This is a genomic window from Deferrisoma palaeochoriense (assembly GCF_054656955.1).
Window position 1 is genome coordinate 81,709 of record NZ_BAAHXI010000002.1, and the last position, 13,298, is coordinate 95,006.

Sequence of the window (13,298 nt, forward strand, 5' to 3'; positions counted from 1 at the left end):
TCCATTCAAACATTATTTGTTCTTTGTCGCAACCGCCCCGAACCCGCCCCCGCCCCCGGCCACCTGGGTGAGCAGGGTCCCCTCGGGCACCCGCTCCAGGAGATCGAGGGTCCGGGGCCGCAGGCGCCGGCCGTCCGGGAGGTCGAGGAACAACTGGTTTCGGGCGCCGGCACCGCCCCCGGCGAGGCCGAACGCCCGGGCCGGTTCGTGGAGGCCGTCGCCGAACACCACGACCCGGTCCACCTCGGCCCCGAACCGGATCCGGGTCACCACCCCCCGGCCGCCCCGCCACCGGCCCCGGCCGGCCGTGCCCGTGGCGTACTCGTGGCGCACCAGGCGGTGGGGCACCGCGGCCTCGAACATCTCGGGGTCCTGGGCCAGGATCCCCCCGGCGCAGTTGATGAGGCCGATGTGGTCGTACCCGTCGCACCCCTCCATGGCGCCGCTTCCGCCCTTGAGCGCGTTGAACAGGATGTCCACGTAGGGCGCCCCGCCCTTCCGGGGGTCCCGGCCGGCCAGCACCACGGCGAGCATCCGGTTCCACCCGGCCGTGACTCGGTCGGGCCGCGCCTGGAAGAACGCCCGGAACAGGGCGTCGGCGTGGGCGCCCGTGAGGGTGTTCCCGAACCCGGTGGCCGCGGGCGGCCGGGCCGCCAGGATCGTGCCCGGCGGGATCCGAAGGCGGATCGGCCGGAGCATGCCCCCGTTGTGGGGGATATCCGGGGCAAGGATCATGAGGAGCGTCAGGGTGGCGGCCGACACCGACGCAGCCTCCGGGGCGTTCAGGAACCCCGGGGTCTGGGGCGAGGTCCCCTCGTAGCGGATCTCGAGCTCGTCCCCCCGGATCTCCACCTGGCAGCGGACCCAGAGCGGGAACCCGCGCTCCTCGATCCCGGCGCAGACCGGCGCTTCGCCGGCGTACACGCCGTCGGGGAACTCCCGGATCGCGGCCCGCATCCTCCGCTCGGTGGCGTCCATCAGGGCCTCCACCGCCGCCAGGAACCCCTCGAGCCCCATCCGGCCCAGGATGCGGCCGAGACCCCTCTCCCCCACCACGCAGGCGCCCATGGCCGCCTCCAGGTCCTCGGCCACCACGGGGTAGCGCACGTTGGCGAGGACGAGGTTCCACACGTCCTTGAGACGCCGCCCCTCCCGGATCACCCGAACCGGGGGGATCCGCAACCCCTCCTGCCACACCTCGGTGGCCCCGGGGTTATAGCCGCCGCCCACGGCCCCGCCGATGTCGGCCTGGTGGCCCTTGGCCGCGGCCCAGGCCACAAGCCGGCCCCCGGCGGAGATCGGCCGGAACACGCATACGTCGGCCAGTTGGTTCCCGCCCCGAAAGACGTCGTTGTGGAGGAACACGTCGCCCGGGTGCACGTCGTCGCCGAAGGTGCGGATGAGGTCCCGCAGGGCGGGCTCCACCGCGAAGGCGAGCACCGGGATGTACTCGGTCTGCTCGAGCATCCGGCCCCCGGTGTCGTAGAGCCCCGTGACGAAGTCCCGGGCCTCGGCCAGGATGGGCGAACGCGCGGTGTGGAGGAGCGAAAGCCCCATCTCCTGGGTCACGCTCTTGAGCCGGCGCTGGAGGATCGCGAGCTCCGCGGAGTCGGTCCCTCGGCTCACGGCGCGTCCTCCCGCTCGATCCACCGGGCCTTGTGGGTGGGACGGGGAAGGGCTCCGGGCGCCACCCACTCGATCACGGGCCGCACCCGGAGCCGGTCCCGCATGGCGTCCACGATCTCCCGCTCCAGTTGGGCGAGGGCGGCGCCCTCCACCCCTTCCCCCCGCTCCACCCGGAGCCGCAGCGGCGGGTCCACCCGGGGCCCCGGGCCCGAAAGCACGATCCGGAAATGCCCGGTCACCCGCGGCACGAACTCCTCCAGGAGCCCCCGCACGGCCTCGGGAAACAGGTTCACGCCCTTCACAATCAGCATGTCGTCGGCCCGCCCCAGGATGGAGATCCGCGGGCCCGGCCGCCCGCAGGGGCACGGGGAGGTCCGCAGTTCCACCACGTCGCCGAAACTCGCGCGCAGGAACGGGGTGCCCTCCCAGGCGAGGAAGGTGACCACGAGCTCGCCCCGGGCGCCGTCGGCCGGCTCGACCGGCCGGTGGGTGCCGGGCTCCACGAGTTCCAGGAGGCAATGGTCGGCGGAGACGAAGTGCATTCCGGTGTTCGTCTCGCAGGTGATGGCGTGGAACGCGTGGCCGCCGCCGGTGTGGTCGAACACCCGGGCCCCGAACCCCTCTTCCAGGCGCGCGCGGATGGCGGGGTCCGACCCGCCGGGTTCCCCCGCGGCGAAAAACCAGCGGAGACCCAGGTCCCGGAGGTCGCACCCCAGGAGGGCCGGACACCGCTCGATCAGGTGGAGGCCGAAGCTCGGGGTGGCGATGATGGCGTCGGGCCGGGTGAGCCGGGCGAACTCCAGCACCCGGCGGCTCCCCCCGTCCACCCCCACCGGCACCACGGCCGCGCCCAGGTGCATGATGCCCTGGGAGAGGGGCAGCCCCCCGGTGAACATGGAAAGGCTCAGGGCCTGGAGCATCACGTGCCCCGGCCGGATCCCGGCCCGCCAGTACTTGCGGGCGTGCATCTCGTTCACCACGGCCACGTCGTGGGCCGTGAGGAGATAGAGGGTGGGCGTGCCGGTGGTGCCCGAGGTGGCGTTGACGCGGACCACCCGGTCCCGGGGGGCGCAGCAGATGCCGCCGAAGGGGTCGCCCCGCTCGGCCAGGCTCTCGGCCTGGGCCCGGCGCAGGTCGTCCTTGGTGAGCACGGGGACCGCGCGAAAGGCTTCCCAGCTTGTCAGGTCCTCGGGCCGGACCCCGGCCCCGTCGAGCCACCGGCGGTAGAACGGCGAGGCCTCGTAGGCGTAGGCCACCTGCCTTCGCAGCCGGGTCCACTGGAGGTCCCGCAGGGCCTCTCCGTCGAGCCTCTCCACCGGCTCGTTCCAGAGCCGGGCGCCCGGGGGCGGCCGGTCGGCCCGCAGCGTGGAACGGTCCGCGATCACGAGGTCTCCTCCTCAAACCGGCAGGCCGGCGCCCCCAGGGCCGCACACCGGGTCTCGACGAACCGCGCCCGCCGCCCCAGCGCGACCTCCCAGATCCCCTCGAGCACCCCGCACACCGGGTGGCACACCGGACCCCGCGCCCGCCCCCGGGCGGCCTCGGCGAAGGGGGAGTTCCGCAGGGTCACCCGGGCCCCCTCGTCGCGCCACTCCACCTCGAACACGCCCCAGCCGATCCGGGCCCCGAAGGCGAGAATCCGGGCCGCCGCCTCCCGGCCCGCCGGGCCCCGGCCCCGAACCGCCGCGGCCGCGAGCCGCCCCCCGGCCCGCCCCCCCTCCCGGAGGAGTTCGGCCACCGCCGCGTCCGGCGTGCCCACGACCGGCGCCAGGGTCTCGGGCCGGATGAGCAGATACCGGCTTTCGCCCACCCAAAGCCGGCCCCCTTCGGGATCGATGCGGAGGGGAAGCCCGGCCGTCACCCGTCCACCACCTCGGTTTCCACCACGAGCCGGTTGTAGGCGTCGGGGCAAGGGAGCCGCATGCGGCCGTCCGGGGCCCAGGGGTACGACCCGCCGTACTGGAGCACCGACAGGAACGGGAACACGGCGTGGTACAGATACCCGCACACCCCGCCGGCGTCGTAGCAGTCCACCACGAAGGAGTCCCCCGGCTTGTGGCCCTTGTGGCAGGTGCCGTCCAACGAAACCACCGTCAGTCGAACGCGTTTCTCGGCCATGGCGAATGCTCCTTCAGGGGCTAGAAGGCTAGGAGGCTGTAGGCCCAAACCCGTTCTGGCCCAGCGCGGCTCGCGTGGTGGGCCGCCGGGGCCGTTTCCTCACCCCGTCCTCTGTCCTCCGACCCCCGACACCTGTAACGGGCACAGGGCCTGGCACAGGGCGCAGCTTTCGCCCCGCTCCACCCAGTAGGAGAGGCAGGCCTCGCCGTCCACGGGCCATTTGAGGTCGCCCGCCCGGTTGCAGGGGTGGGGAGCCTCCCGGGTCGGCGGCCCCTGGGGGATCGCCCCCACGGGGCAGGCCCTGGCGCAGATGCCGCAGTCGTGGCAGAGGTCCGCGAGCGGGTCCTCCGGCGGCTCGGCGGGCGCCAGGGGCAGGTCGGTCAGCACCTTGGCGATCCGCACCGCCGCGCCCCACCCCCGGGCGGCCAGGAGCCCGTGGCGGCCCGCCCGGCCGAGCCCCGCGGCGACGGCCAGGGGAACCGAGAGCGCGGTGTCGTTCATGCAGGGCACGGCCACGAACCCGGCGGCCCGGATGGCCTCGGCCAGGGACAGGGCGAGGTCGGCCATGCGGGAGTACCCCAGGTTCGTCTCGATGCTGGCGTCGTAGGGCCGGCCCGCCCCCAGCCGCCGCCGGTCCATGGGCGCCAAGACCACCACGGCCCACCGCACCGTCTCGGGCAGCACGAACTCCGTTTCGGTCTCCTCCGGTTCCGGCACGGGCCGAAAGGCGATGGGCTTCGTCACCAGGTCGCCGGGGGCATAGGGGTTCGTCTGGACCCGGCCGTACACCCACCGGCGCTCCAGGGGAGCCACCCCGGCGTCCAGGGCCCCCAACCGTCGGGCCAACCCGCAGACCCACGCGGTGTTCTCCTCGGGGACCTCGCAGGGCCAGGGGAGCAGGGCGAGCTTCGAGCGCCGCTCCGGGGGCGCCGTCCAGGCCAGAAGGCCCCGGTTTTCCCGGCCCTCCCCGTAGGGGCCCACCAGGAAGTTCAGGGTCCGTGCGCCCGCAAGCTCGGCCAGGGCCTTCCGGGCCTCGGGATCGGTGCGGGCCCGCTGGGCCGCCTGCTCCATGTAGGCCTCCACCCACGGCCGGCCGAGCCGCCGCGAAAGGCTGTGAAACGCGATCCGGGAGGCGTCGAACCGATCGTCCGGGGCCTTGTTTCCCTGTGCTAAACTCATGTTTACTCTCACGTAATCGGCCGTTGCTGGCCGTTTCCTCTTCTGGTCCTTGGTCCCCTGAAACAGCGTCTCCCTCGCGCCTCCGGGCGAAAAAAAGGTGGCTCCCCCTACCTGGCGCGGCGCTCCCGGATCATCTCGGCCACCACGGACACCGCGATCTCGCCGGGCGTTTCGGCCTCGATCTCCAGACCCACCGGCATCCGGAGGACCCCGAGTCGCTCTTCGGGCACACCCGCCTCCCGGAACCGGCGCAGGGTGGCCTCGCGCTTTCGCCGGCTGCCGATCACGCCCACGTACCGGGCCGGCGAGCGAAGGGCCGCCTCGGCGCACTCGGCGTCGAGCAGGTGGCCCCGGGTGCAGGCCACGACGAACGTCTCCCAGTCCACCCCAAGCCGTTGAAACACCTCGGGTATCGGGCCGCACTCCACCCGTACGCCTTCGGGGAACCGCGCCGGGTCGGCGAACTCCGGCCGGTCGTCCACCACGGTCACCGCAAAGTCCGCGAGATCTGCCACCCATGCGATGGCCCGGCCCACGTGGCCCGCCCCCAGCACGACGAGCGGCGCCCTCTCCCTCTCCAGGGGCTCGGCGAGCACCCCGGCCCCGGAGGCCTCGACCCGGAATGTGCTCTCCCCGGTGGCGAGCACGGTTCGCGCGGGCTCTTCTTCCGCCGCCGGGGTTCCTGCACGCACCACGGCGATCTCCCTAGGGGTGCCGTCCGGATCCCAGCGGGTCACCAACGCCGCCCGTTCCCCGGAGGCCAGCACCTCGGCGGCCTGGGCCGCGGCCTCGGCCTGGCCGGGGCCCCAGGGCACCACGAGCACGTCCACCGTGCCCCCGCACACCATGCCCTCCTCGGCCAGGGTCTTGGGGTCGAGGCGGAACGGGAGCACCCGGGCTCGGCCGTCGTTGAGCGCCCCGGTCGCCTCCTCCTTCACCCGGGCCTCCAGCACCCCTCCCCCGATCGTTCCCTCCAGGGTGCCGTCGGAGAACACGGCGCACCGGGTCCCCCGGCTCCGGGGGGCCGATCCGCGGCGCCGGGCAATGGTGGCCACGGCCACCCGCTCGCCCCGGCCCAGGCGTGCGGCGATCCGGCTAAACAGGTTCTCCACGCTCCCACACCTCCCACTCGGCCTCGGGACCGGCGAGCCGGCACACCACCACCCGGCCGAACGGCGCCTCCCCGCCCAGGATCGCACCGGCGAGGCCCCGGGCGCGGGCCCAGACCCGGGGGTTGTCGGCCTGGTTCAGCACCGCGACGGCCCGCGCCCCGGGCGGGCACCCCTTGGCCGCGCCCCGGGGGTGGATGAACAGTTGGGCCAGGGCCTGGGGACCGATGGGGTCGTCGGGCCCGAGGCCGGAGATCTCCTGGAACCGTTCGACCCGGAAGCTGGCCTCCCCCGCGGGCCGCCCCAGGCACGTGAGCCCCGCCACCGCCACGAACACCGTGGTCTCGGCCGGCACCACCGGCTCCCATTCCTCCGGGGCCTTCACGGGCCGGCGCGCCGACCCGTCGCCTTCCAGGACGAGGCAGTCCACGAGACCCGCGGCCAGCAGCGCCCCCGCCCATTCCGGGGCGACGCCGTCCACTTTGCCCGGGTGGAGAAGCGCCCGACCGAGGACCGGATAGCCCGGACCGGCCCAGTCCCAGGCCTCCAGTTCCCTCGCCAGGTCCGCCGGGCCCTCCCCGAGTACGAGCCGGCCCTCCCCCTCCGGCGACGGGGGAAAGATCTTCGTGGTGGTGCCGGCCGCGGCCCGGAGCCCTGCCGCCCGGAGTTCCGAGACGACCCGGTACATGATCGTCGTTTTCCCGCCGGCGCCCACCACGGTCACGAGGTCCCCGGCGCGGACCCCGAGGGCCTCCCGGAGCTCCCGGGGTCGCTCCACGGTCACGGAGTCACCTCGATCCAGAGCCCTCCCCGCTCCACCACCCGGGCCCGGTCAGCGAGGCCGGCCGCCTCCACGAGGGCCCAGGCATCCTCGGCCGAGACCCAGCGCTTGCCGAGCCGGGCGTTCAACTCCCGCGACCGGTCGGCGATGGGCGAGATCACTTCGTCCGGGGTGTCGGGGCCGTACCCCCCCCCGACCCAGCCGAATCCGCCGGGGCCGAGCACCCGCGCCGTTTCCCGGAGAACCTCCGGTGTCAGGAAGAAAAACGCCCCCCGCACAACCACGAGGTCGAAGGCGCCCGCGGCAAAGGGCAACCGCTCCAGGGGCGTCACGGCGACGTCGAGGCGCGGCTCCACCCCTTCCGTCCGGGCCTTCTGCGCCGCCCACCCCGGGACCGCGGGGGTTTCGTCGACCACGACGGCTCGGGCCGTCGATTGGGCCCGGAGTGCGGCCACCGCGATCCCCCCGGCGAAGGGCCCGAGGTCGAGCAGGCGGGGGCTCGGGTTCCCGCACCGCCCGAGGGCATAGCGGGCCATATGGGGATACACCGGATCCCACAACCGGTTGATCTCGAGGATGAGCGCGTCGTCTCGAAGCATGGAGTTTTCGGTCGTCGGTCTACGGTCTACGGTCGCCGGTCGCGGGCCGTCGGAGCCTCGGCTATTCCGATGCCTTCCAGCCGCCTAGCCTTCGAGCTTTCCAGCTTCCCAGCGTCTCAGCGGTTGAAATGCATCAAGATCGCTTCCAGGGCCGATCCGCCCAGTGCCCGGGCCTTTTCCGAGATGGTGAAGCAGTACCGGCGCTCGCCCCGGGGGTCGATGTCCCCGGCCTTGAGTCCCTCCCACACCCGGATGCCGGGACGGAGCAGTCCCCGCACCACCCCGGAGATCTGGGCCCGGATCTCGTGGTCCCCCACCCGGGCCACGAGATCCCCGGCCTCCACCCGGTCGCCGATCTCCACCACGGGCTCGAATACGCCCTCGGCCGGCGCCCGGAGCACCCGCTCCTCCGTGTATCCCAGGGTGGGACCGGGCACCCCGGTGTTGGGCTCGGCCTCCCCGTCGAAGATGAGCCGGCCCAGGTCGTGGCCCCGGTTCGTCTCGACCACCACGTCCACGTCGTCGCCCGCCCGAAACCCCGGGCCGAACCCGATCACCAACTCGGCCATGTCCCTTCGGGTTCCCAGGTTCCGCTTGGCCAGGGTGGCGTCGACGAGCACGTGGGGCCGCCAGCCTTCGAGGCAGCGCAGTTCCGGGTCCACCAGCACCGGGATCGCGCCCTCGGCGAGCACCCCGTCGAACTCCCCGGCCGACGCGACCCGCCGGGCCTCCACCCCCTCCACCTCGCACCGGCCGTCCCACACGGCCTCGCAGAAGCTCACCTTCCGCCGCACGGCGAGGGGTTCCGGCACCTCGGTCATGGCCACCCGGAGGTGGCTCCGGAACAGCCGGTGGGCGATGCCGGAGGCCTGCTCCCCGGCGCCGCGGATGAGGACCCTGAGATCGGTCAGGCTGGAATGAAGGCGCATGGGAGCTACCGGCTGGGAAGCTGGGAGGCTAGGAGGCTGGGAGGCTCAATCCCGTTGGGACCAATCGTCATTGCTACGTCCTTTGTGGAACTTCCTGCCAGGCGGCTAGGCGGCTCGGCAGCTAGGTGGCTGGGCGGCTAGGCGGGCCGGCGGCTGAAACCCCGTGCGGCTCCGGCGCAGCCACATGACCCAACGTTATGGCGGTGGTCTTCCAGCGGTCATGGTTCGTCCTGGCCGGATTTCGGCCCGCCCGCGCCCGCGATTCATCGGTTCCGGCCGAGGGCCTCGTAGGCGTCCCGGGTGTCCACGTCGGTGATCACCCCGGGGTCGTACACCGGCACCTCGAGCACGTCGTCCGGATGCCGGGCCAGGATCGACCGGGCCCCCTCGTCGCCCGTGAGGGCCAGGAGTTCCCGCCGGTACCGCTTGAGATCCAGGATCACCGGGTGTCCCCTGCGGCCCTCGTACACGGGCACCACGATGCCCTGGGGCGACTCGCGGAACAGGAACGCCAGGAATCGGACCACCTGGGGCCGTAGGTTCGGCAGATCTCCCAGGGCCACCGCCACGGCGTCGACGCTCTCGTCCAGAGCCCCCACCCCGGCCCGGAGGGATCCGGCCATCCCCTCTTGGAACGCCGGGTTCTCCTCGATCCGGTAGGGTAGGCCCCGCAGGGCCTCCCGGACCGCGGAGGCGTCGCGGCCCACCACGGCCACGAGGGGCCCGAGCCCACCGTCCCACAGGGCCTCGGCCGGCCAACGCACCAACGGCTCCCCCCGAACCGGCAGCAGGAGCTTGTTCGGGCCGCCCATGCGGGCCGACGCCCCCGCGGCGAGAAGAACCCCGGCGATCGTGATCATGGGATCGCATGCCGCCTTTCGCCCCCTCCCCCTACCCCCCTCCCACCAGGGGAGGGGGGGTCTGTGGCATCCATCGGTGGAAGGAGGTGTGGTGGGGCCCTCTCCACCGCCCGCCCCGGCAGCCCCGCTTCGGACGCCGTTTGTCTCCCTCTCCCCCCCGTGGGGGGAGAGGGCCGGGGTGAGGGGGGCCTCTCCTACCCTCCCCCCTCCCGGATCGCCCGGAGCACCCGTTCCGGCTTCATGGGCAGTTGGCGCAGCCGCACGCCCACGGCGTCGTAGATGGCGTTGGCGATCGCCGGGGCCGAGGGCACGAGACCCGGCTCCCCGATCCCCTTGGCGCCGAAGGGCCCCTGGGGGTCCTCGGTCTCCACGAGCACCGGCTCCACCTTCACCGCGTCGGCCGCGGTGAGGATCTTGTAATCCCGGAAGTTGGGGTTCTTGAGCTTCCCCTGCTCGAAGATCATCTCCTCGGTCAGGGCGTACCCGATGCCCATCATGGCCGCCCCCTGCACCTGGCCCCGCAGCAGCATCGGGTTGATCGCCCGGCCCACGTCGTGGGCTGCGATGTAGTTCAGGATCTCCACGTGGCCGGTCTCGGTGTCCACCTCCACCTCCACCCCGTGACAGCCCCAGGTGTAGGTGCAGGAGTAGTTGCCCTTGAAATCCCCCTCCAGCATGTCGGTGGGCGGCTCGTAAAAGTGGGCCGCCATGAACATGGTGTTCCCCGACTTGGCGAAGTGGGCCCGGCGCAGCAGCTTTTCCAGCGGCATGTTCTTCGACGGGTCCTCCCGGCACACCACCTGGCCGTTTTCCAGGGCCAGGATCTCGGGTGGGGCCTCCAGGAGGTGGCTTGCGAACTCGAGGATCTGGTCCCGCACCATCTCGGCCGCCCGGAGCGCGGAGTTCCCGGCCACGAAGGTGGACCGGGAGGCGTGGACCCCCACGTCCCAGGGGCACACGTCGGTGTCGCCCACCACCACGTTGACCCGGTCGACCCCCACCCCCAGGGTTTCGGCCACGATCTGCCGGAGCACGGTGTCGAGGCCCTGGCCGATGTCCATCGAGCCGCTGAACACGTCGACGTTGCCGAAGTCGTCCACCTTGATCAGGGTGCCGCACCCGTCGGACCGGTAGATCTTGGCCCCGCCCCCCACGTGCACGAGGCAGGCCATGCCCACCCCCCGGCGCTTGCGACCGTCGCCCCGGGGCCTCGAACGGCGCTCGGCCCAGCCCAGGCGTTTCGCCACCTCCTCGATGCACTCCCGGTGGCCGCAGGTGGTCACCCGGAACCCCTGGGGGGTCACCTCGCCCGGCTGGTTCGCGTTGCGAAGCCGCATCTCCAGGGGGTCGAGGCCCGCCTTCTCGGCCAGTTCGTCTAGGTTGCTCTCGATGGCGAAGGTGACCTGGGGCGTGCCGTAGCCCCGCATGGCCTGGCAGTAAGTGTTGTTCGTGTACACGCAGGTGGCCTGGAACCGCACGTTCGGCACCCGGTAGAGGCTCGTGGCCGGCATCATCATCACGGTGGGCGTGGTGGCTCCCCAGGAGGTGTAGGCCCCGTTGTCGAGGAGCATCGAGATCTCCCGGAACGTGAGCCGGCCCTCGGCGTCGCAGCCCTGCCGGACCTTCACCTTCACCGGTTGCCGGGGCGAGGTGGCGAAGAACTCCTCTTCCCGGTCGAACACGATCTTCACCGGCCGGCCGGTCTGGTGGGCGAGGAGGATGGCGATGTACTCGTGGGCGTAGGTGTCGAGCTTCGAGCCGAACCCGCCCCCGATGGCGGCGTTCACGACCCGGACCCGCCCCCGGAGGCCCATGGCCTTGAGGGCCTCCACGTAGTCGGCCTTGGCCAGGCTCGGGATCTGGGTGTTGGAGTACATGGTGAGATTTCCCTGGGGGTCGAACGCCGCGATGCACCCGGAGGTCCCCAGGCAGCAGTGGGTCACCCAGCCCACCTCGTACTCCCCCTCGGCCACGTAGGCCGAGGCATTCTCCCCGGCCTCCACATCGCCGGCCTCGACCCGCCAGGGCAGCCGGAGCCGGTTGTCCTTGAGGGGTTTGCCCCGGGCGTCGGTCTCGTGCAGGAGCGGGGCCTCGGGCCCCAGGGCCTCTTCGGGGTCGAACACGGCCGGCAGGTCCTCGTACTCCACCCGGATCTTGGCCACGGCCTCCTCGGCCGCCTCGGGGCTGGTGGCCGCCACGGCCGCGATCTCGTCCCGGTACTGGCGGACCCGGTCCCTTTTCAGGGCCGTGTTGTCCTTGAGGAACCCGAACCGGATCTCGGGGGTGTTGTAGGCCGTGATCACGGCCTTCACCCCCGGCACCTGCTCGGCCTCGGAGGTGTCGATGGAGACGATGCGGGCGCTCGCCCGGTCGCTGTACTTGATCTTCCCGTACAGCATGCCCGGGAGCTTCAGGTCATGGATGTAGATCGTGCGGCCCGTGACCTTCTCGGGACCGTCGGCCTTGGGGATGGGCCTTCCCACCACCGCGCACGCGCTCATCGGTTCAACTCCTCGGCGGCCGCCTGGACGGCCTCGATGATCTGGACGTAGCCGGTGCACCGGCACAGGTTCCCGGCCAGGGCCGTGCGGATCTCCTCCTCGGTGGGCACCGGCACCCGGTCGAGGAGCGCCTTGGCCGAGAGGATCATGCCCGGGGTGCAGAACCCGCACTGCACCGCGCCCTTCTCCAGGAACGCGCGCTGGATCGGGTGGAGCTCCCCCCCGGGCTGGGCCAACCCTTCGATCGTGGTGATCTCGGCGCCTTCGGCCTCCACCGCGGGAAAGAGGCACGCGTTCACGGCTTTGCCGTTCACGATCACCGTGCAGGCGCCGCACTCCCCGGCCCCGCACCCCTCCTTCGCCCCGGTGAGTTCCAGCTCCTCCCGGAGCACCCGCAGCAGGTTCCAGTCGGGCGCCACCCCAAGGGTGACGGATTCGCCGTTCACCGTGAACCGGATGGTCATGCGTTCCATGAGCATGCTCCTCGCTTGCGAGGCGGCTGGGCAGCCAGGCGGCTCGGCGGCAGGAATTCCCCCGGCCGTTCGCGGGTCACCTGCCGAACCGCAGGCCCTCGCTCGGGTCGCGGCCTGAAGCCCTCTCCCGCATCGGGACCCGGCCGTCGGTCCGCCCCGTCTCCCAGGCCTTTCCGCCTGCCCGCCTCCCAGCCGCCCGGCCTCCAGCTTTCCAGCCCTCTAGCCTCCCAGCCTCCTAGCGTCCTAGCTTCCTAGCCGCTCCATGCCCCGGCCTCTTCCAGGAGGCGGGGGATCCACACCCGGATCATCTCCCGGCGGTACCAGGCCTCGCCCCGCCAGGAGTCGCGCACCTTGGCCTCGCGGGCCGCTACCTCGGCGGCTTCCCGGGCGGTCTCCGGGATGAGGACACGGCCCTCCAGGCAGGCCTCCGCCTCCCTCACGCGCAGGGGCGTGGGTCCGGCCACGCCGAGGGCCACCCGGGCCTCCCCCACGGTGCCGTCCCCCTCCAGCGTGACCCGGACCCCGATGCCGATCATGGGGAGTTCCACGGCCTTGCGGCGGGTGACCTTCCGGTACCCGGCGAAGGTCCGGCCCTCCGGCAGATCAACCCGGACCTCGGAGAGGATCTCCCCGGGCGCGAGCACGGTGCGGTTCGGCCCGGTGAAAAACTCGGTCAGGGGCACGTCCCGGTGACCGGCAACCCCCTCGACCCGGCACACCGCGTCGTAGAGCAGGAGCCCCACGGCCGAGTCGGCCGACGGGGCGGCGTTACAGAGGTTTCCGCCCACCGTGGCCACGTTGCGGATCTGGCGCGACCCCACGCCGGAGCAGGCCGCGTGGAGGGCCGGGAGCCGTTCGGCCACCCAGAGGTCGTCCTCCACCTCGGCGTGGGTCACGCAGGCCCCCAGGACCAAGCCGCGCTCGGTCTTCCGGAGTCCCTTGAGTTCGGGCACGTTGCGCAGGGACACCAGGGCCTTGGGGGCGATCTTCCCGGCCCGCAAGTTCACCCAGGCGTCGGTGGCCCCGGCCACGGGGATCGCGTCGGGCCCCAGGTCCGCCAGGAGCCCCAGCGCCTCCCCCACCGTGGTGGGCCTCAGGTACGAAAAGCCTCTGTGGGCCATAG

13 protein-coding genes are annotated in these 13,298 nt (G+C 72.5%); all 13 read right to left on the minus strand.

What is annotated here, in order from left to right:
• Positions 1-12: 12 nt before the first annotated feature.
• The gene (locus tag ACYQ8L_RS01245; protein ID WP_459939937.1) at positions 13-1,626 is read right to left on the minus strand and encodes a hydantoinase B/oxoprolinase family protein; all 1,614 of its coding nucleotides are present in this window, start codon (positions 1,624-1,626) and stop codon (positions 13-15) included.
• Positions 1,623-3,011, minus strand: a complete 1,389-nt coding sequence (locus tag ACYQ8L_RS01250) for a phenylacetate--CoA ligase family protein (protein WP_459939938.1) — start codon at positions 3,009-3,011, stop codon at positions 1,623-1,625. Before ACYQ8L_RS01250 ends, ACYQ8L_RS01245 begins: the two co-directional genes overlap by 4 nt.
• The gene (locus ACYQ8L_RS01255) at positions 3,008-3,487 is read right to left on the minus strand and encodes a V4R domain-containing protein (RefSeq protein WP_459939939.1); all 480 of its coding nucleotides are present in this window, start codon (positions 3,485-3,487) and stop codon (positions 3,008-3,010) included. The genes ACYQ8L_RS01250 and ACYQ8L_RS01255 overlap by 4 nt, the downstream gene beginning before the upstream one ends.
• Complete coding sequence (locus ACYQ8L_RS01260; protein ID WP_459939940.1) at positions 3,484-3,744, minus strand: TIGR04076 family protein; 261 nt, start codon at positions 3,742-3,744, stop codon at positions 3,484-3,486. Before ACYQ8L_RS01260 ends, ACYQ8L_RS01255 begins: the two co-directional genes overlap by 4 nt.
• 99 nt (positions 3,745-3,843) lie before the next feature.
• Positions 3,844-4,923 (minus strand): 4Fe-4S dicluster domain-containing protein, encoded by a 1,080-nt coding sequence (locus tag ACYQ8L_RS01265; RefSeq protein WP_459939941.1) that lies wholly within the window; start codon positions 4,921-4,923, stop codon positions 3,844-3,846.
• A 107-nt stretch (positions 4,924-5,030) separates the two neighbouring features.
• On the minus strand, positions 5,031-6,035 hold the full coding sequence (locus tag ACYQ8L_RS01270) for an XdhC family protein (RefSeq protein ID WP_459939942.1): 1,005 nt from the start codon (positions 6,033-6,035) through the stop codon (positions 5,031-5,033).
• Positions 6,019-6,816, minus strand: a complete 798-nt coding sequence (gene yqeC / locus ACYQ8L_RS01275; protein WP_459939943.1) for a selenium cofactor biosynthesis protein YqeC — start codon at positions 6,814-6,816, stop codon at positions 6,019-6,021. The genes ACYQ8L_RS01270 and yqeC overlap by 17 nt, the downstream gene beginning before the upstream one ends.
• Entirely contained in the window at positions 6,813-7,412 is a 600-nt protein-coding gene (locus ACYQ8L_RS01280; RefSeq protein ID WP_459939944.1) for a class I SAM-dependent methyltransferase, read from the minus strand. Before ACYQ8L_RS01280 ends, yqeC begins: the two co-directional genes overlap by 4 nt.
• A gap of 116 nt (positions 7,413-7,528) precedes the next feature.
• A complete protein-coding gene (gene yqeB, locus ACYQ8L_RS01285) occupies positions 7,529-8,341 on the minus strand; it encodes a selenium-dependent molybdenum cofactor biosynthesis protein YqeB (protein ID WP_459939945.1) in 813 nt (270 codons plus the stop codon).
• Positions 8,342-8,604: 263 nt separating this feature from the next.
• The gene (locus ACYQ8L_RS01290) at positions 8,605-9,201 is read right to left on the minus strand and encodes a nucleotidyltransferase family protein (RefSeq protein ID WP_459939946.1); all 597 of its coding nucleotides are present in this window, start codon (positions 9,199-9,201) and stop codon (positions 8,605-8,607) included.
• Positions 9,202-9,395: 194 nt separating this feature from the next.
• Complete coding sequence (locus ACYQ8L_RS01295) at positions 9,396-11,702, minus strand: xanthine dehydrogenase family protein molybdopterin-binding subunit (protein ID WP_459939947.1); 2,307 nt, start codon at positions 11,700-11,702, stop codon at positions 9,396-9,398.
• Positions 11,699-12,175 carry a (2Fe-2S)-binding protein gene (locus ACYQ8L_RS01300; protein WP_459939948.1) on the minus strand — a complete coding sequence of 159 codons (477 nt, stop codon included), beginning with the start codon at positions 12,173-12,175 and terminating at the stop codon, positions 11,699-11,701. Before ACYQ8L_RS01300 ends, ACYQ8L_RS01295 begins: the two co-directional genes overlap by 4 nt.
• A gap of 251 nt (positions 12,176-12,426) precedes the next feature.
• Complete coding sequence (locus tag ACYQ8L_RS01305; RefSeq protein ID WP_459939949.1) at positions 12,427-13,296, minus strand: FAD binding domain-containing protein; 870 nt, start codon at positions 13,294-13,296, stop codon at positions 12,427-12,429.
• Positions 13,297-13,298: the final 2 nt, after the last annotated feature.